General features: G+C 61.2%; 13 protein-coding genes and 2 tRNA genes. 5 read left to right on the top strand and 10 right to left on the bottom strand.

Translation table 11 applies throughout. The features are described 5' to 3' along the window. Positions 1 to 134: 134 nt before the first annotated feature. Positions 135 to 1,475 carry a 30S ribosomal protein S12 methylthiotransferase RimO gene (rimO, locus tag AO356_RS05610; protein WP_003198379.1) on the bottom strand — a complete coding sequence of 447 codons (1,341 nt, stop codon included), beginning with the start codon at positions 1,473 to 1,475 and terminating at the stop codon, positions 135 to 137. 275 nt (positions 1,476 to 1,750) lie between these two features. On the opposite strand from rimO, the gene AO356_RS05605 reads away from it, so the two are divergent. Further along, complete coding sequence (locus AO356_RS05605; RefSeq protein ID WP_060738939.1) at positions 1,751 to 3,652, top strand: potassium transporter Kup; 1,902 nt, start codon at positions 1,751 to 1,753, stop codon at positions 3,650 to 3,652. A gap of 461 nt (positions 3,653 to 4,113) precedes the next feature. Here AO356_RS05605 and AO356_RS05600 read toward each other — a convergent pair whose 3' ends face one another. The 4 genes from AO356_RS05600 to AO356_RS05585 all read right to left on the bottom strand — a co-directional run bounded on the left by AO356_RS05600 (position 4,114) and on the right by AO356_RS05585 (position 8,583). Further along, positions 4,114 to 5,403: a virulence factor family protein gene (locus AO356_RS05600; protein WP_060738938.1), complete on the bottom strand. Its 1,290-nt coding sequence runs from the start codon at positions 5,401 to 5,403 to the stop codon at positions 4,114 to 4,116. Next, positions 5,403 to 8,045 carry a bifunctional lysylphosphatidylglycerol flippase/synthetase MprF gene (gene mprF / locus AO356_RS05595; protein WP_060738937.1) on the bottom strand — a complete coding sequence of 881 codons (2,643 nt, stop codon included), beginning with the start codon at positions 8,043 to 8,045 and terminating at the stop codon, positions 5,403 to 5,405. Before mprF ends, AO356_RS05600 begins: the two co-directional genes overlap by 1 nt. 152 nt (positions 8,046 to 8,197) lie before the next feature. Then, positions 8,198 to 8,274, bottom strand: a tRNA-Met gene (locus AO356_RS05590). Positions 8,275 to 8,506: 232 nt separating this feature from the next. After that, positions 8,507 to 8,583, bottom strand: a tRNA-Met gene (locus tag AO356_RS05585). Between the two features lie 282 nt (positions 8,584 to 8,865). On the opposite strand from AO356_RS05585, the gene dinB reads away from it, so the two are divergent. Beyond that, positions 8,866 to 9,927, top strand: a complete 1,062-nt coding sequence (gene dinB, locus AO356_RS05580; RefSeq protein WP_060738936.1) for a DNA polymerase IV — start codon at positions 8,866 to 8,868, stop codon at positions 9,925 to 9,927. Positions 9,928 to 10,085: 158 nt separating this feature from the next. Here dinB and AO356_RS05575 read toward each other — a convergent pair whose 3' ends face one another. The 4 genes from AO356_RS05575 to AO356_RS05560 all read right to left on the bottom strand — a co-directional run bounded on the left by AO356_RS05575 (position 10,086) and on the right by AO356_RS05560 (position 14,858). Further along, a complete protein-coding gene (locus AO356_RS05575) occupies positions 10,086 to 11,039 on the bottom strand; it encodes a hypothetical protein (RefSeq protein WP_060738935.1) in 954 nt (317 codons plus the stop codon). Positions 11,040 to 11,056: 17 nt separating this feature from the next. Next, positions 11,057 to 12,772: a proline--tRNA ligase gene (locus tag AO356_RS05570; RefSeq protein ID WP_060738934.1), complete on the bottom strand. Its 1,716-nt coding sequence runs from the start codon at positions 12,770 to 12,772 to the stop codon at positions 11,057 to 11,059. Positions 12,773 to 12,900: 128 nt separating this feature from the next. Beyond that, positions 12,901 to 14,460 carry an AmpG family muropeptide MFS transporter gene (locus AO356_RS05565; protein WP_060738933.1) on the bottom strand — a complete coding sequence of 520 codons (1,560 nt, stop codon included), beginning with the start codon at positions 14,458 to 14,460 and terminating at the stop codon, positions 12,901 to 12,903. A gap of 44 nt (positions 14,461 to 14,504) precedes the next feature. After that, positions 14,505 to 14,858: an MGMT family protein gene (locus AO356_RS05560; protein ID WP_060738932.1), complete on the bottom strand. Its 354-nt coding sequence runs from the start codon at positions 14,856 to 14,858 to the stop codon at positions 14,505 to 14,507. Positions 14,859 to 15,016: 158 nt separating this feature from the next. On the opposite strand from AO356_RS05560, the gene AO356_RS05555 reads away from it, so the two are divergent. Next, complete coding sequence (locus tag AO356_RS05555; protein WP_060738931.1) at positions 15,017 to 16,024, top strand: DUF481 domain-containing protein; 1,008 nt, start codon at positions 15,017 to 15,019, stop codon at positions 16,022 to 16,024. 193 nt (positions 16,025 to 16,217) lie between these two features. On the opposite strand, the gene AO356_RS05550 is transcribed toward AO356_RS05555, so the two are convergent. After that, positions 16,218 to 16,427: a cold-shock protein gene (locus AO356_RS05550; protein WP_002554837.1), complete on the bottom strand. Its 210-nt coding sequence runs from the start codon at positions 16,425 to 16,427 to the stop codon at positions 16,218 to 16,220. A 354-nt stretch (positions 16,428 to 16,781) separates the two neighbouring features. On the opposite strand from AO356_RS05550, the gene dcd reads away from it, so the two are divergent. Further along, the gene (dcd, locus tag AO356_RS05545) at positions 16,782 to 17,348 is read left to right on the top strand and encodes a dCTP deaminase (protein WP_003184751.1); all 567 of its coding nucleotides are present in this window, start codon (positions 16,782 to 16,784) and stop codon (positions 17,346 to 17,348) included. Between the two features lie 102 nt (positions 17,349 to 17,450). Beyond that, the gene (locus AO356_RS05540; RefSeq protein ID WP_041022879.1) at positions 17,451 to 17,657 is read left to right on the top strand and encodes a hypothetical protein; all 207 of its coding nucleotides are present in this window, start codon (positions 17,451 to 17,453) and stop codon (positions 17,655 to 17,657) included. Position 17,658 lies beyond the last annotated feature (1 nt).

The following is a 17,658-nucleotide window of genomic DNA, read 5'->3' as shown; positions in this document are numbered from 1 at the left end:
GATGAAAGACTTGTGGGAGCCGAGCTTGCTCGCGATAGCGTCGTGTCAGCCAACATTCATGCTGATTGATGCACCGCTATCGCGAGCGAGCTCGGCTCCCACAGGTATTGCAGCAGCCTGTAAAGCGCGGCAGATCAACCGATCTGCTCAGCCCACAAGTCATATTCATCGGCGTCGGTCACCTTGCACCAGACCTTGTCCCCTGGCTTGAGGTTGCTGCCGTTGTCGATGAAGACGTTGCCGTCGATTTCCGGCGCGTCGAAGAAGCAGCGGCCCACAGCGCCTTGCTCGTCCACTTCATCCACCAGCACTTCGATTTCACGGCCGATGCGCATTTGCAGGCGCGCCGAGCTGATGGCCTGCTGGTGCGCCATGAAGCGTTCCCAACGGTCCTGCTTGACGTCGTCCGGCACCACGTCCAGGTCCAGGTCGTTGGCCGGTGCGCCTTCCACAGGGGAATACTGGAAGCAGCCAACGCGGTCGAGCTGGGCTTCGGTCAGCCAGTCCAAGAGGTACTGGAAGTCTTCTTCGGTTTCGCCGGGGAAGCCGACGATGAAGGTCGAGCGGATGATCAGGTCCGGGCAGATTTCGCGCCAGTTCTTGATGCGGGCCAGGGTCTTGTCTTCGAAAGCCGGGCGCTTCATGGCCTTGAGGACTTTCGGGCTGGCGTGCTGGAACGGGATGTCCAGGTACGGCAGGATCTTGCCGGCCGCCATCAGCGGGATCAGTTCGTCGACATGCGGGTACGGGTAAACGTAATGCAGGCGGACCCAGACGCCAAGAGTGCTGAGGGCTTCGCACAGTTCGGTCATGCGGGTTTTCACCGGCGCGCCATTCCAGAAGCCGGTGCGGTATTTCACGTCGACGCCATAGGCGCTGGTGTCCTGGGAGATCACCAGCAGTTCCTTGACGCCGGCCTTGACCAGGCGCTGGGCCTCGTCGAGCACATCGCCCACCGGACGGCTCACCAGCTTGCCGCGCATCGATGGGATGATGCAGAAACTGCAGCTGTGGTTGCAGCCTTCGGAAATCTTCAGGTAGGCGTAGTGGCGCGGGGTCAGCTTGATGCCTTGTGGCGGCACCAGGTCGATCAGCGGGTTGTGGTCCTGGCGCGGTGGCACCACGTCATGCACGGCGTTGACCACCTGCTCGTACTGCTGCGGCCCGGTCACGGACAGCACGCTTGGGTGCACGTTGCGGATGTTGCCTTCTTCCACACCCATGCAGCCAGTGACGATGACCTTGCCGTTTTCCTTGATGGCTTCGCCGATCACTTCCAGGGACTCGGCCTTGGCCGAATCGATGAAGCCGCAGGTGTTGACCACGACCACGTCGGCGTCCTGGTACGTGGACACGACGTCATAGCCTTCCATGCGCAGCTGGGTCAGGATGCGCTCGGAGTCGACCAGAGCCTTCGGGCAACCCAGGGATACGAAGCCAACCTTCGGATTGGCTGGCGCGGTAGTGGTGGACATGTCTAACCTCGGTGTAGGGGGGATCGTCTCTTGCCGAGACAGGGCGCCTGGCGCGCCTCTGATCAAAAAGTGCGCAATTCTATCCAGGGTCGACGCACTTGACCAGCTTTATACCGGGAAATGCGACGAGTGCTGCGCTATGCTTCGCGCCTTTGCGTTCTGGCGATTGCTACAGTCAATAAAACGTCTGTAACAATACGTAAAACAGCGCATGCTGCCGCAACAAAACATAGCGCTTCGTTCAAGAAGCCAGGTCTGGGAAACGGGAGTGTTGGATGGGTCATGCAAGTAGTCAGGTGGCAGGTGCCGAGCATTCGGCAGCTAAGCCGCTGAGCATGCTGGTCGCGGCGGTCGGAGTGGTTTATGGCGACATCGGTACGAGCCCGTTGTACACCCTCAAGGAAGTGTTTTCCGGTGCCTATGGCGTGCCTGTCAATCACGATGGGGTGCTGGGGATCCTGTCGCTGATTTTCTGGTCGCTGATCTGGGTCGTGTCGATCAAGTACATGATGTTCGTGCTGCGCGCCGACAACCAGGGCGAGGGCGGGATCATGGCGCTCACCGCCCTGGCGCGGCGAGCCGCGGCGGGAAGGGCGCGACTGCGGACCTTCCTGGTGATCTGCGGCTTGATCGGCGCGGCGCTGTTCTACGGCGACAGCATGATCACGCCCGCGATCTCCGTGCTCTCGGCCATTGAAGGCCTTGGCCTGGCGTTCGAAGGCATCGATCACTGGGTGGTGCCCTTGTCGCTGGTGGTGCTGGTGGGGCTGTTCCTGATCCAGCGCCACGGCACTGCACGGATCGGCACCCTGTTTGGCCCGATCATGGTCACCTGGTTCCTGGTGCTTGGCGCCCTGGGTGTGTACGGCATCGCTCAACATCCAGAAGTGTTGCAGGCGGTGAACCCGGCCTGGGCCGGGCGTTTTTTTATCGTTCATCCGGGCATGGGCGTGGCGATCCTCGGTGCCGTGGTGTTGGCGTTGACCGGCGCCGAAGCGCTGTACGCCGACATGGGGCACTTCGGCCGCAAACCGATTGCCCGTGCCTGGTTCATCCTGGTATTGCCGGCGCTGGTGCTTAATTACTTCGGCCAGGGCGCGTTGTTGCTGGGCGACCCGGAAGCGGCGCGCAACCCGTTTTATCTGCTGGCGCCGAGCTGGGCGCTGCTCCCGCTGGTGGGCCTGTCGACCCTGGCCACGGTGATCGCCTCGCAAGCGGTGATTTCCGGCGCGTTCTCCCTGACGCGCCAGGCGATCCAGCTCGGTTACATCCCGCGCATGTACATCCAGCACACCTCCAGCGCCGAGCAGGGCCAGATCTACATCGGTGCGGTGAACTGGTCGTTGATGGTGGGTGTAGTGCTGCTGGTGCTGGGGTTCGAATCTTCCGGCGCGCTGGCTTCGGCCTACGGCGTGGCCGTGACCGGTACGATGCTGATGACCACGATCCTGGTGTCCGCCGTGATACTGCTGTTGTGGAAGTGGCCGCCGCTGTTGGCTGTTCCGTTGCTAATCGGTTTTCTTTTGGTGGACGGCCTGTACTTCGCCGCCAACGTGCCGAAAATCATCCAGGGCGGTGCATTCCCGGTCATCGCCGGTATTGCCTTGTTCGTGCTGATGACCACCTGGAAACGCGGCAAGCAATTGCTGGTGGAGCGCCTGGATGAAGGGGCGCTGCCGCTGCCGATCTTCATCAGCAGCATCCGTGTGCAGCCGCCGCACCGGGTCCAGGGCACCGCCGTGTTCCTGACCGCGCGTTCGGACGCTGTGCCTCACGCGCTGTTGCACAATTTATTGCACAACCAGGTGCTGCATGAGCAGGTGGTGCTGCTGACCGTGGTGTACGAAGACATTCCCCGGGTGCCACCGCAGCGGCGCTTCGAGGTCGATGCCTATGGCGAAGGGTTCTTCCGGGTGATCCTGCACTTCGGTTTCACCGACGAGCCGGACGTTCCGCAGGCGCTCAAGCTCTGTCATCTCGATGACCTGGACTTCAGTCCGATGCGCACCACTTACTTCCTCAGTCGCGAGACCGTCATCGCCTCCAAGCTTGAGGGCATGGCCCGCTGGCGCGAAATACTGTTCGCCTTCATGTTGAAAAATGCCAACGGCAACCTTCGTTTCTTCAATCTGCCGTTGAACCGGGTGATTGAACTGGGGACGCAGGTCGAGATGTAGCATCAGGAAAACAAAAGCCCTCGTTGCCTTGCGGCGGCGGGGGCTTTTTTGTGGGCGACACACAAGCTGATGCCAGGATGAAGCCCCTGTGGGAGCGAGCTTGCTCGCGATAGCGGAGTGTCAGTTTGTAAAGATGTTGAACATGCCACCGCCATCGCGAGCAAGCTCGCTCCCACAGGGTAATGCTGTTCACTTAAGGCAATCGACAAGCCCGTGGCGAGGGAGCTTGCTCCCGCTGGGCTGCGAAGCGGCCCCAAAACCTGCCAAATGCGGAGAATCAGACACACCGCACCGGTCGGTTTACGACTGCTTCGCAGCCGAGCGGGAGCAAGCTCCCTCGCCACAGGTCCATCATTTCTCTTGAATGAACAGTATTAGCTCCCACAGTGGGGGGCGGTCGAGCACAAAAAAGCCCCGGCAACCTTGAGGCTGCCGGGGCTTTTTGTCAGGCGTGTACCGACTTACTGTTCGGCAACCTTGTTCTGCCGCTCGTTGATCTCATCGATCAGGCGCTTGGCCAGGGCCGGGTAGTTTTCGTCGAAGTGATGGCCGCCAGGCAGCTTGATGGCTTCGCCAACGGCGGTCTTGTCGGTGCAGCCGCTTTCGTCGGCTTCTTCACCGCCGTAGATGCACACCACTTTCTCGGCTGGCAGCTTGGCCATTTCCGGGCCAGTGGCGGCTTCGGTGCCGGCGTTGCCGAGCCAGCCTTCGACTTCGATCTCGAAGCTGCCAGTGCGGGCGAAGGCCAGCAGGATGATCGCATCGACTCGTTGTTGCTCGGTGGCCGGCAGGCGATTGTAGATGGCCGGCAACACGTCGGCGCCGAAGGAGTAGCCGGTCAGGATGAAGCGCTTGGTGCCCCAGATCTGCCGGTAGTGCTGCATCAGCTCGGTCAGGTCCGCCGCGCTCTGCTCCGGGCTCTTGTGTTGCCAGTAGTAGCGCAGGGTGTCGATGCCGACCACCGGGTAGCCGATCTTGGCCATTTCATCGGCCACGTCGCGGTCCAGGTCGCGCCAGCCGCCATCTCCGGAGAGAAACAGGGTGACGGTGTCCCGTGTCTGGCTGGCCGGGACTTCCACGACCGGGATGCTCAGGCCGCCCTTGGCCTTGTCGGTGCCCACCAGGATCTTGCGCAGTTCGTTGTTCAGCACTTGCGGCAGGTTGATGTCGTAGTCGCTGATGCTGGTCTCGGCATTCGATTGGTCGCGTACGAAACCGGCGCTGGTGTCGTCAGGGTTATCGTTCCAAGCCACCAGCCAATGGCCGTGGGCTGCCTTTTTAGGCAGCAGGTGGGTGCAGCCGGGTTTTTCCAGGGCCAGGTCCACTGAAACGGCCTTGGCCTTGTCGTCCTTCTGTTCAGCCAGCCAACGCCAGGCCAGCACGGCGCCAGGGCCGATGCCGCTGACCAGCGTGGCCGGGCCCTGGAGCTCTCTCAGGCCGGCCTGCAGGGCACGGCCTTGCAACATGCAGTCCTTGGGCAGGATCACCTGGACGATCTGCGCCGAGCCACTGCGGCTGAGGGTCGTCAATTGCGTGTCGTTGAGCTTCTGGTCTTCATTGACTGCCACCAGCACCCGGGCGCGTGCCTTGGTACCGGGGGTGACCCGGGTCAGCGCTGCGCCATCGGCGGGCGCCAGTTGTTCCAGGGTCGGTTGCGGGGCCGGGCGGTTCCAGTACCAGTAACCGCCACCGAGAATCACCGCCAGCACCAGCAGGGCGGCCACTACGTATCGCCAGGAGCGTTGCATCATCAGCGTTTCACCAGTCCAGTCAGGCCGCCCGCAATCAGGGCGGCAGTATCGGCCAGCGCCACCAGCGGATCGAGTCCGGCGGGCACGGCCATGTAACGAGGTTCCCAGTTTGGCTGGAATTTGTCTTTGAAGCGGCGCAGCCCCTGGAAGTTATAGAGCTGCTCGCCACGGCGGAACACCATTGAGCCCAGGCGCTGGGTCAGTGGTGCGCCGCGCCGCGGTTGCAGGCCCGACAGCGGGACCATACCGAGGCTGAAGCGGGCGTAGTCATGGTTTTTATAATGCTGGATGAGGCCGACCATCATGAACTCCATGGTCAGTTTCGGCGCCTCGGGGTGGGCGCGCATCAGGTCGAGGCTGGCCAGTTCGTGGCTGTGGGTTTCCAACAGGTTGGCGAACGCCACCGGCCGGCCCTCGAAACGAATCACCGCGATGCGGAAATGCTTGAGGTAGTCATCGCTGAAACGCCCCAGGGAGAAACCTTTTTCCCGCACGTTCTTGCCAGTCAGCCAGGCATCGGAAATGACCTTGAGCTCATCCATCGGCGCCTGGCCCGGTTCGTGGATCTCCAGCGACAGGCCGTCACGGGTGCCGCGGTTCCAGGTGTAGCGCAAGTCCTTCATCTCTTTGCCCTTGGCTTCGAGATCGAAACGCTTGAGGTCGACCCGTGCTTCCTCGCCCAGCTTGATGGCCGTCAGGCCGATGTCCATGTAGTACGGCAGGTTTTCGGCGCGCACCTGATAGAACACGGGACGGGCATGGTAGATGTCGCACAGGTCGCGGAACTGCCAGATCATTTCGGCCCGTTGCTGGGTCGGCCCGATCGGGTCATACAGCGCCACCAGGCTGCGACCACGGCGGGCATACATCAGGAACGCCTCGTCGTTGGGGTGGAACAGCAGCGCCTTGTCACCGGTCAGGGCCAGGCCGCCGTCGGGTTGCGAGGAGGTCATGAGAATCGTCTTGGCCCGCTCCAGTTCCTCTGCTGTCGGCAGATGGATCACCGGGCGCGCGGTGCGCAGCAGCCAGGTCAGGGACACCACCACCAGCAGCACCGCGGCACCCAGTAGCGAGCGCAGGCCGCGAGGGGCGTCGGCATCGAGGGTGAACTGCCACCACAGTTGGTGGCTGTAGGGCACGTCCTGATAGGCAAACAGCAGCAGCCAGATCGACGCGCCGAGCACGCAGAGGCTGGCGATCAGGAACAGCGGGGAAAACGGCAGTTCAGTCAGGCGGCTCGGACGATAAAAGGAGCGCCGGAATACCGCCAGCAGGGCGGCCGTCAGGGTCAGCAGCGTGGCCTCTTCCCAGTCGAAGCCCTTGAGCAGCGAGAGCAGGGCACCCACCAGGAGCAGAACCGTGGTCAGCATCCAGGCGGCCGACAGGCGACGGCGCAGGCCCTGGGCGAGCAACAGGCACAACACGCCCACCAGGCTGGCGCCGAAGTGCGAAGCGTCCACCAGCCGATGGGGGATCAGGAAGCCAATGTGCTCCAAGCGGGTGTCGATTTCCGGTGTCACGCCGGAAAACAGCAGCACCACGCCGGAGAGAAACACCAGCACCGCCAGGATCGGCGCGGCGAAACCCGATGCCGCCCGCAGGCTCTGGCGCGTCTGGAACAGCCGTTGCGCCTCGTTGATCAACAGCAACACGCAGGCCACCAGCATCGGCAGCAACACGTAGATCAAGCGATACAGCAACAGCGCGGCGGCCAGCGGTGCGGCGCCGAGTTTGTCGGCAAATGCGGCCAGCAGAATCGCCTCGAATACCCCGACCCCGCCCGGTACATGGCTGAGTACGCCGGCAGCCAGAGCCAGCAGGTACACCAGCAGGAAAGCGCCGAACGGCGGCGCCTCGGGCAGCAACAGATACAACACGGTGGCGGCCGCGGCGACATCCAGCGCGGTGATCACCAGCTGCAGGAAGGTCAGGCGTCGGCCCGGCAGGCGCAGCGTGCGACGGCCGGCCTTTACCAGAAGGCTGTCCCGATGCGGCTGTTCCGGCAGGCGTCGGCGGTAAATGCCGATGGCCAGTACGCTGGTGAGCAGCAGCACCGCCACGGAAATGGCCCCCAGCAAAGCGGCAGGCAAGTGCAGCGCGGCAGACGCGGCGGGCAGGTTGCTGAGTGTCGCCAGGGCCGCCAACGGCGGCAACGCGCAGCCCAGGGACAGGCTGGCGAACAGCGTCATGTGGGCGACATCCGATGCCCCCAGGCCATGGCGCGCATACAGGCGGTAGCGAACCGAACCGCCCGACAGCAGCGACAGGCCAATGGCATTACCGATGGCGAACGCGGTGAACCCGCCCAGGACCATGGTTTGTGGCGGCAGCGTCACACCTGCGTAACGGCTGGCGGACCATTCATAGCCCAAAAGAATGATGAAGCCGGCGACTGTGGCGGCGATCGCACCAAGCAGGGCGGGCCGGGGCACTTCAAGAATCGAGTCGTGCAGAGCGTATAGATCGAGCTCGCTCAGCAGATGGCGGCAGGCAATCAATGCAATCGCAAACAGCAGCAGCGTGACCGCGAGGCCAATGGGCTGGCGGTACTGGCTGATCCGATCCAGCCAGCGCAGTCGCTCGGCTTTGATCGGTTGTGTCGCAGTAACGGAGTCTTGCGGGTCAGACGAGTGGGCGCGCATCAATCACCTCTTGAGCTATGCGCGACAGGATGGGGGTATCCAGCCAAGTTACCAATCCCCGCGAAGGAAAATAATTACAAAATCTTTGTATGTAGAGCTTTTTTCGCCAGACACAAAAAAGGCCACTCTTTCGAGCAGCCTTTCTTGATATTTGGTTGCGGGAGCCGGATTTGAACCGACGACCTTCGGGTTATGAGCCCGACGAGCTACCAGACTGCTCCATCCCGCGTCTGTGTGGCGGCATTCTACAGGCGAACGCCCGAGTGTCAACCGATAAAAGACGCCAGGGTCAAATAAACGGCCAATCCGTCCCTTGCCCTCCTAAATGCGCGGAATCAAAGGGAAATTGTCCTACAACTTGCAGTGCGTAGGGTGTCGCAGGCGGCGAGTCTCTGATCGTGTGGTCAAAAAACGAGCACGCACAAAAAAGGCCACTCTTTCGAGTAGCCTTTTTTGATGTTTGGTTGCGGGAGCCGGATTTGAACCGACGACCTTCGGGTTATGAGCCCGACGAGCTACCAGACTGCTCCATCCCGCGTCTGTGTGGCGGCATTCTACAGAGGATCGAGCCGCTGTCAACCCTGGTGTCACAAAAACCTGTTCCGCTTCAAGCGCTTAGCCTTGCGTGTGGGCATTGTGACAGCGCTGTGACGCAGGCCTGGCAAGGGCTGAAGCTCTATTGGAGGGAGCGTTGCGATTGAAGAAGTAAATTTGTGTAGGGGTTTTCTGAGCTCGACGAAGGATCTTTCAAACTACTGGTGCTATATACAGGTGCTGGTGCGATACTGGGGGCCCGATTCGTCCCACGCCCTGTTCTTCTATGACGCAACGTAAAATCATCCATGTCGACTGTGACTGTTTCTATGCCGCTATCGAGATGCGCGATGATCCGCGGCTGGCCGGCAAGCCCATGGCGGTGGGGGGCTCGGCGGATCGGCGGGGGGTGATTGCCACCTGCAACTACGAAGCGCGGGCCTACGGCGTGCGCTCGGCCATGTCTTCCGGCCACGCCTTGAAGCTCTGTCCGGACCTCACCATCGTCAAGCCACGAATGGAGGCTTATCGGGAAGCGTCGAAGGAAATTCATACGATTTTCAGTGATTACACCGACCTGATCGAGCCGCTGTCCCTGGACGAGGCCTACCTCGACGTCTCTGCCAGTGCCCATTTTGGCGGCAGCGCCACCCGCATCGCCCAGGATATTCGCCGACGCGTTTCCAACCAGTTGCACATCACCGTGTCCGCCGGCGTCGCGCCGAACAAATTCCTGGCCAAGATCGCCAGTGACTGGAAAAAGCCCAACGGATTGTTCGTCATCACCCCGGATCAGGTTGAGGACTTTGTCTCGGCCCTGCCGGTCAGCAAGCTCCACGGTGTAGGCAAGGTCACCGCCGAGAAGCTGAACCGGCTCGGTATCGTCGATTGCCTGCAGTTGCGTGAGTGGGACAAGCTGGCGCTGGTGCGCGAATTCGGCAGTTTCGGTGAGCGGCTCTGGAGCCTGGCCCGTGGGATCGATGAGCGTCTGGTGCACAACGACAGCCGACGGCAGTCCATCAGCGTCGAAAATACCTACGATGTCGACTTGCCCGACCTGGTGAGTTGTCTCGACAAACTGCCGGAACTGATGGAAACCCTCAAAGGGCGCATGGCGCGGATCGACAGCAGTTATCGACCGGGCAAGCCGTTCGTCAAAGTGAAGTTCCACGACTTCACCCAGACCACACTGGAACAGGCCGGGGCAGGGCGGGACCTGGGCAGTTATCAGTTGCTGCTGACCCAGGCGTTCAACCGGGGCGGGAAGCCGGTGCGGTTATTGGGAATCGGGGTGCGGCTGGAAGATTTGCGGGGAGGGTTCGAGCAGTTGGAGTTGTTCGAGCGGTGAGACTGACGATGAGTGCCCTGTTTGGCGCGGTCCTTGTGGCAAGGGAATCCTGTGGGAGCAAAGCTTGCTCGCGATAGCGTCCTTGAGACCGTCATCGCGGGCAAGCCTTGCTCCCACAGGTCTTGCCCTCACACAATCCCCTTGCCACAGGGGATATTTCAGTTAGTGCCAGGATCCGCCACCAACCGCCCGCCATCCTTGGTCAGGGCTTTCATGAACTCGGTCTGCAACTCCGGATCGTTGCGCGTCAGTTCGATCAGGCTCTGTTCCAGTTCGCTGGCCTCTTCTTCAAGTCCCAGCTCCGACAGGCGCTTGACCCGATGAACCCACTGGCTCACCTCGTCGTCTTCCAGGTCGTCGTAGATCAGCGCATGAGCTTCCACCAGTTTGCTGCGCAAGGTACTGCTGATGCTCAGGGATGAGTCGGTGTGCACTTCGTCCTGGGCATCCGTCACGCTGATCTGCAATTTGCCGAACTGGCTCAGGTCCTGCTCGGCGAACGGGCTTTCCAGCAGGTTCAAGCGCAGCACGCCATTACGGTCAGTGCTCAGCTCGAAGGTCTGCCGGGCGGCCTTGACCTCCACCGGGCGTTCGCTCCAGGGCAGGCTCGAGTGTTCCGTGCGCTTGTCGCGCTGGACTTCGTCGATGCCCGCCAGGTTCTGCTGGGCACGGCCGTGGGAGGGGACGTTCATGAACGGGTTGAGCCCGGCGAAACCGTAGCTGATCCAGTCACGGGTCGCCGTGTCCGGCAGGTTGCCGAGGGCGAACACATTGACCACGTTCGCGCCGATGCCAGCCACGACGGCCACCGCGCCCAGGGGAATCTCGTAGATCTCCCGCCAGGGTTGGTACGGTGTGTAGCGATCGTAATGGCGGGTAACCTCGAACTCGGTGACTTCGAAGGTCTTCTGCTCATTGATGCGCACCCGACGCTGCGGCAGGTCGAGCACCTTGGGTTCGCCCACGTCGATTTGCAGGCTGTGGTCGAGCAATTTGCGCTCGACCCGCTCTTCGTGCTCGCTGCGTTGTGACATTTGGTTGGCACAGCCGCTGACCAGCAGGGCGCCGCACAGGGCGGCGCCACCGAGGCCTAAGGTGTTTCGCTTGAACATGACGTCTCTATCTGGTGTCAGCGGCGGATACGGGCCTGGAGGAACGACAGCACGTCGGCGACCGGCAGCGCTTGCGGCTCGGCCTCGGTGCGGCTCTTGTATTCCAGGTTGCCTTCGGCCAGGCCACGGTCACTGACGACGATCCGGTGGGGGATGCCGATCAGTTCCATGTCCGCGAACTTGATGCCGGGGCTGGTTTTCTTGTCGCGGTCGTCCAGCAGCACTTCGAAGCCGGCGGCCGTCAGTTCGGCGTAGAGCTTGTCGGTGGCTTCACGCACCAGGTCGGTTTCATAGCGCAGCGGCACCAGGGCCACCTGGAACGGCGCCAGCGTGTCGCTCCAGATGATGCCTTTGTCGTCGTTGTTCTGCTCGATGGCGGCTGCCACCACGCGGGAAACACCGATGCCGTAGCAACCCATTTCCAGGGTGACCGGCTTGCCGTTCTCGCCCAGCACTTCGCACTTCATCGCCTTGCTGTACTTGTTACCCAGCTGGAAGATGTGCCCGACTTCGATGCCCCGCTTGATTTCCAGGGTGCCCTTGCCATCGGGGCTCGGGTCGCCGGCCACGACGTTGCGCAGGTCCGCGACGGTTGGAACCGGCAGGTCGCGTTCCCAGTTCACGCCGAAGTAGTGTTTGTCGTCGATGTTGGCGCCGATGGCGAAGTCGCTCATCAATGCTACCGAACGGTCGATGATGATCGGCAGTGGCAGGTTCAACGGGCCGAGGGAACCGGCACCGGCGCCAATGGCGTCGCGCAGGTCGGCTTCGGTGGCCATGACCAGCGGGCTGGCGACGCCTGGCTGGTTGGCAGCCTTGATTTCATTCAGTTCGTGGTCGCCACGGACGATCAGGGCAATCAGCTTGCCGGCTTCTTCCGCCCGCACGATCAGGGTCTTGATGGTCCGCTCGATCGGCAGGTTGTAGCCTTCCACCAACTGGGCAATGGTCTTGGCGTTCGGCGTGTCCACCAGGCGCAGCTCTTCGGTCGGCGCGGCGCGGGACGTTTCCCGAGGGACGGCTTCGGCCTTCTCGATGTTCGCGGCGTAGTCGGAGCCGTTGCTGAAGACGATGTCGTCTTCGCCGGACTCGGCCAGTACGTGGAACTCGTGGGAACCGGCGCCGCCGATGGAGCCGTTGTCGGCTTCGACCGGACGGAATTTCAGGCCCAGGCGGGTGAACACGTTGCAATACGCCTGGTGCATGCGGTCATAGGTGACCTGCAGCGAAGCCAGGTCGGCATGGAACGAGTAGGCGTCCTTCATGATGAATTCGCGACCGCGCATCAGGCCGAAGCGTGGACGGATCTCGTCACGGAACTTGGTCTGGATCTGATACAGGTTGATCGGCAACTGCTTGTAGCTGCTCAGCTCGTTGCGCATCAGGTCGGTGATCACTTCTTCGTGGGTCGGGCCTGCACAGAAGTCGCGACCGTGACGGTCTTTGATGCGCAGCAGTTCAGGACCGTATTCTTCCCAGCGCCCCGATTCCTGCCACAGCTCGGCTGGTTGGGTGCCCGGCATCAATACTTCCAGGGCGCCAGCGGCGTCCATCTCTTCACGAACGATGGCTTCCACCTTGCGCATGACTCGCAGGCCCATCGGCAGCCAGGTGTACAGGCCAGAAGCGAGCTTGCGGATCATGCCGGCACGCAGCATCAGCTGATGGCTGATCACGACGGCGTCGGAAGGCGTTTCTTTCTGTGTGGCGAGCAAATATTGACTGGTGCGCATGGTTGACCGTTGTCGGTTGCTGATGACGAGAAGTGACGGAGCATTGTACGGGCGAGATGCCCTGGCGTACAGGCGCGTGGCCGGTCGCCAGGTGCGAACGCCGTTTCCCCGGCGTTTGCTGAAGTTTCCTACGACTCTTCCGCGGGCCGGGTGGGCGCCGGTTCCTCGGTGGGTGTCGAATCCTGGCGACGGTTCTCCTGGAACCAATGCAAGGCGATCAGCAGCAGGGTGGGCACGCCCAGCAGTGCGGTGATCAGGAAGAAATTGTGGTAGCCGAACTTCTCCACCATCACCCCTGAATAACCACCGATCAAGCGCGGCAGCAACAGCATGATCGAGCTGAGCAGGGCGTATTGGGTGGCGGAGAATTTCAGGTTGGTCAGGCTCGACAGGTAGGCGACGAACGCCGAAGTGGCCAGGCCGGAGCTGAAGTTGTCCAGGGAGATGGTGACAATCAACATCTTCAGGTTGGCGCCCATGTCGGTCAGCATCAGGAAGAGGATGTTGGTGGCGGCCGAGGCGACCCCGCCGATGAACAGGATGGGCAGGATGCCGAAACGGACGATCAGCAGGCCGCCCATGCCGGCGCCGACGAGGGTCATGATCAGCCCGAAAATCTTGCTGACGCTGGCGATCTGGTCCTTGGTGAACCCTTGGTCGATGTAGAACACGTTGGCCATGACGCCCATGACCGTGTCGGACATCCGATAGGTTGCGATCAGCCCGAGCAGCAGCAGGGCCTGCCAGCGATAACGCAGGATGAAGTCGTTGATCGGCGTCAGCACCGGCGCCAGTCCGCGCCGGCCCATGGCCGACAGGCACAGGGCGGTCAGGATGGTATAGAGGATGGCCCGCAGGAAGGCGCGGTCTTCGAGCAGCAGGTCGAGCAGGCTGACGCCTTCGAACAGCACGCTGGCGAAGTCGGTGTTGAACAGCTGGGTGAACATCGCCGGGACGGAGACCAGCAGCACGATCAGCACGAATACCGACGCCAACTGATGAACGAACGTGTAGCGCCCGGCCTGCAATTGGGTGCGCAGCGGCACCGGCGGCTCACGCATGAACAGTGAGGTGAGTAGCGCTGGAACCATCAATACGCCGAACAACAGGTAAGTGCCGGCCCAGGCCGAGTGTTTGTAGCTGAAACCGGTGGAGCCAAAGCCTTCGGCGAAGAACAGGGCGCCGGCGGTGGCCAGTAGCGCAGCGATGCGGTAACCGGACATGTAGCTGGCGGCGAGGGCGGCCTGGCGGGTGTCGTCGGCGATCTCCAGGCGATAGGCGTCGACGGCGATGTCCTGCGTCGCGGAGGCGAAGGCCACGATCACGGCGATGGCGATCAACCATGACAGGTGTTTTTGTGGATCACAGAAACCCATGCCGATCAGGCCGAGGATTACCAAGGCCTGGGAGAGCACCAGCCATGAGCGGCGGCGCCCCAGTTTGCCCAGCAGTGGCAGGCGCCATTGGTCGAGCAGTGGCGACCAGACCCATTTAAAGGCGTACGCCAGGCCGATCAGGCTCGCGTAGCCGATGGTTTCGCGGGCCACGCCGGCTTCGCGCAACCAGACCGAAAGCGTGGAAAACACCAGCATGTATGGCAAGCCGGCGGCGAAGCCAAGCAGCAACAGCACGAGCGTTGAGGGACTGGCATAGGCGGCGAGGGCGGCGCGCCAGGTTTTACGGGGCATGGGCTGGAGTCTGCCTCAAAAATTGCGAAAACAAAGCGCGCACTCTAACCGCTGTGCTCTACCGGGCGCCAGCCATGGCGCTGAATATCAACACGATTGTTCAGGACACTGATGCCTTCCAGGCGCAGGCGTGCGCGCTGTTCATCCCCTGAGGCACTGCCCGCCGGCAGGCTGATCCGACCACCGGCACCCAATACCCGATGCCAGGGCAGCTTGGTGTCGTTTGGCAACTGGCTGAGAGTTCGCCCGACCCAGCGCGCCGCGCGCCCCAGGCCGGCCATTTCGGCGAGTTGGCCATAGGTGACGACTTTGCCCGCCGGCACCTGGGCCAGGGTCAGGTAAAGGGTCGTGCGGCGGATTTGGGCGGCGTTCTCGGTATCCGCGGGTGTGTCAGTCACGTAAAGGGTTCCTGGATGGGATGTCCGTCCGTAGATTAATTCCTACAAGGCTGGTTGAGAAATGAACTCATCATCTATATGCAGGTCAGTCGTTGCTGAGGTGTCATCCTGGGGGATAATGCCGCCTTTTCACTGAAAACTTGAGCCCATTATCGCTTATGTTGTCTAGAACCCTGTTGTGCCTAGCTGTTACCAGCGCCTCCATGCCCTTGCTTGCCGATACCGTCTGGTTGAAGAACGGTGACAAGCTGACCGGTAAAATCACCGTTTTCGATGGCGGCAAGTTGCTGATCCAGACTGATTACGCCGGCGCGGTTCCCATTGACTGGAAGCAGGTCAAGACCCTCGAAAGCGACCAGCAATTGCTGGTCAAGCAGGATGCCTATACGGGCGAAAAAGCCAAGGCGTTGCAGGCGGCCGAGGACGGCAAGGTCACCCTGGCCAACGGTGACGCGCCCAAGACCGTGGAACTGGCCAGTATCCAGCAGATCCTCAAGCCCAAGCCGGTGGTCGAGGATCTGGTGTGGAAAGGCAATATCGATGCCGCGCTGGATTATCAGCGAGCGGAAAACGATACCGATGATTACGACATCGACTTCAAGACTTCGGCGCGCCATGGCAGATGGCGGCACACCGCCGAAGGCGAATACAACCGTGAATTCCAGGATGACGTGGTTTCCGCCGACAACTGGAGGCTGGAGTATTCCCTCGACCGGTTCCTGACGGATAAATGGTTCTGGCAAGGTCGCCTGAACTACAAGCGTGACAAAGTCGAAGACCTGGCCCGCCAGCGCGTGGTGGGTACCGGCCCGGGCTACCAGTTCTGGGACGACGAGCTGGGTGCGTTCTCCCTGGGCTCGCTGCTCAACCGCACCGATTACGAGTACCGCGACGGCGGCAAGGACAACTTCTATTCCGTGGCCATGAAGTGGGACTACAACCGCTACCTGATCGGCAAGCGCGTCGAGTTCTTCACCAACGGCGAAGTGGGAAAACCCCTGTCCGACGTGGCGGATTACGCCTACGACGCTGAAGTGGGGCTGCGCTACAAGGTCACTGACTGGGCGTCGCTCAATCTCAAGGCTGAGAAAGATGTCATCGAGGGTACCGAAGACAGCGACTTGAGCAAGACGCGGTACACGGCCGGGTTTGGCGTGACCTGGTAATTCGGGCTCGCCCACACACCTGTGGGAGCGAGCTTGCTCGCGATAGCGGTCTGTCAGCCAACGTTGATGTTGCTGATCCACCGTTATCGCGAGCAAGCTCGCTCCCACAGTTTTTTTGTGCGCAGGGAAAAACTGACAGGCACAAAAAAGCCCCGCTTTTGAGGGCGGGGCCTTTTACTAAAGCAAGTGCAAGTTAGATAACTTGAACTTCTTCAGCTTGCATGCCTTTCTGACCGCGGGTAGCGATGAAAGAAACCTGTTGGCCTTCTTTCAGGCTTTTGAAGCCGTCGGATTGGATAGCTTTGAAGTGAACGAACAGGTCGTCACCGGATTGTGGAGTGATGAAGCCGAAGCCTTTTTCATCGTTGAACCACTTAACGGTACCGGTTTGGCGATTAGACATGGTGTAACTCCTTGAACAAAGATAACTGCGACTCAGGAAGAACCCTGGCCGAGACTGAGTGCAAAGAGCAGGAAAAATTCTTGTAGATGGTTGGATCGAAATTCAACATATCGTGTAGAGATTCTCAGTGACACAAGCAACACAGTGGCGCCACCTTAACCCTTTTTCCAGAATGTGCCAATGGTCTTTGCGAAGGTTTCTCTTATTTGGTGACTGACGGCGCGGGCGATGGCCGGCAGGACCCGGAAATCAAGGTGGATCGGCGAGATTTGCGTGCCACGCTTTGAACCCGGCCCCGTGCCCCGGTAAGATGCCGGACGTATTTTTTCCACCTCGCTATTTCAGGAAACCGCCATGAGCATCAAATCGGACAAGTGGATTCGCCGCATGGCGCAAGAGCACGGCATGATCGAGCCCTTCGTCGAGCGCCAGATGCGTGGCGAAGGCGCCGACCGGCTGATCTCCTTCGGTGTCTCCAGCTACGGCTACGACGTGCGCTGCGCCGACGAATTCAAGGTGTTCACCAACATCAATTCTGCCACCGTCGACCCGAAGAACTTCGACGAGAAGAGCTTCGTCGACGTCAAGAGCGACGTTTGCATCATTCCGCCGAATTCCTTCGCCCTGGCCCGCACCGTCGAATACTTCCGCATTCCGCGCAACGTGCTGACCATCTGCCTGGGCAAGAGCACCTACGCCCGTTGCGGGATCATCGTCAACGTCACACCGCTGGAACCCGAGTGGGAAGGCCACGTGACCCTGGAATTCTCCAACACCACGACCCTGCCGGCGAAAATCTACGCCAATGAGGGTGTGGCGCAGATGCTGTTCCTTGAATCCGATGAAGAATGCGAAGTCTCCTACAAGGATCGTGGCGGTAAATACCAGGGCCAGCGCGGCGTGACGCTGCCGCGTACCTGAATCTGACGAGCTGTTTGGAATTCCTGAGCGGGCAGACACTCTATTGCGTGTACTGCCCGTTTTTTGCGTCAGCGCAGCGGGCCTTCGCTCAGGAGTTGCTCTATGAAGATCGATCCGCGAATCAGTGCCGAACTGGCAAGGCTTGAGCCCAATCAGATCGGCGTCATGGCCTGGTCATTGCTGGCCCATCCTGCCGAGGCGGCAGGCGGCATCCCCGGCCAGCCCGATCCCGATACGCCCAACGAACAGCCTACCGAACCCGGCGAACCCACCCTGCCGGACGAGCCGCCTCCTGCGCCTGTTGCCTGAT

The sequence above is a fragment of the Pseudomonas fluorescens genome, from assembly GCF_001307275.1.
Classification (GTDB): Bacteria; Pseudomonadota; Gammaproteobacteria; order Pseudomonadales; family Pseudomonadaceae; genus Aquipseudomonas; species Aquipseudomonas fluorescens_AA.
This window is presented reverse-complemented; position numbering and strand designations above follow the sequence as displayed.

Bases quoted from the DNA above. Each gene is read 5' to 3' on its own strand.
- dcd (WP_003184751.1), top strand. From the start codon at position 16,782: ATGAGCATCAAATCGGACAAGTGGATTCGCCGCATGGCGCAAGAGCAC.
- AO356_RS05565 (WP_060738933.1), bottom strand. From the start codon at position 14,460: ATGCCCCGTAAAACCTGGCGCGCCGCCCTCGCCGCCTATGCCAGTCCC.
- mprF (WP_060738937.1), bottom strand. From the start codon at position 8,045: ATGCGCGCCCACTCGTCTGACCCGCAAGACTCCGTTACTGCGACACAA.
- AO356_RS05570 (WP_060738934.1), bottom strand. From the start codon at position 12,772: ATGCGCACCAGTCAATATTTGCTCGCCACACAGAAAGAAACGCCTTCC.
- AO356_RS05575 (WP_060738935.1), bottom strand. From the start codon at position 11,039: ATGTTCAAGCGAAACACCTTAGGCCTCGGTGGCGCCGCCCTGTGCGGC.
- AO356_RS05550 (WP_002554837.1), bottom strand. From the start codon at position 16,427: ATGTCTAATCGCCAAACCGGTACCGTTAAGTGGTTCAACGATGAAAAA.
- AO356_RS05555 (WP_060738931.1), top strand. From the start codon at position 15,017: ATGTTGTCTAGAACCCTGTTGTGCCTAGCTGTTACCAGCGCCTCCATG.
- AO356_RS05540 (WP_041022879.1), top strand. From the start codon at position 17,451: ATGAAGATCGATCCGCGAATCAGTGCCGAACTGGCAAGGCTTGAGCCC.
- AO356_RS05605 (WP_060738939.1), top strand. From the start codon at position 1,751: ATGGGTCATGCAAGTAGTCAGGTGGCAGGTGCCGAGCATTCGGCAGCT.
- rimO (WP_003198379.1), bottom strand. From the start codon at position 1,475: ATGTCCACCACTACCGCGCCAGCCAATCCGAAGGTTGGCTTCGTATCC.
- dinB (WP_060738936.1), top strand. From the start codon at position 8,866: ATGACGCAACGTAAAATCATCCATGTCGACTGTGACTGTTTCTATGCC.
- AO356_RS05600 (WP_060738938.1), bottom strand. From the start codon at position 5,403: ATGATGCAACGCTCCTGGCGATACGTAGTGGCCGCCCTGCTGGTGCTG.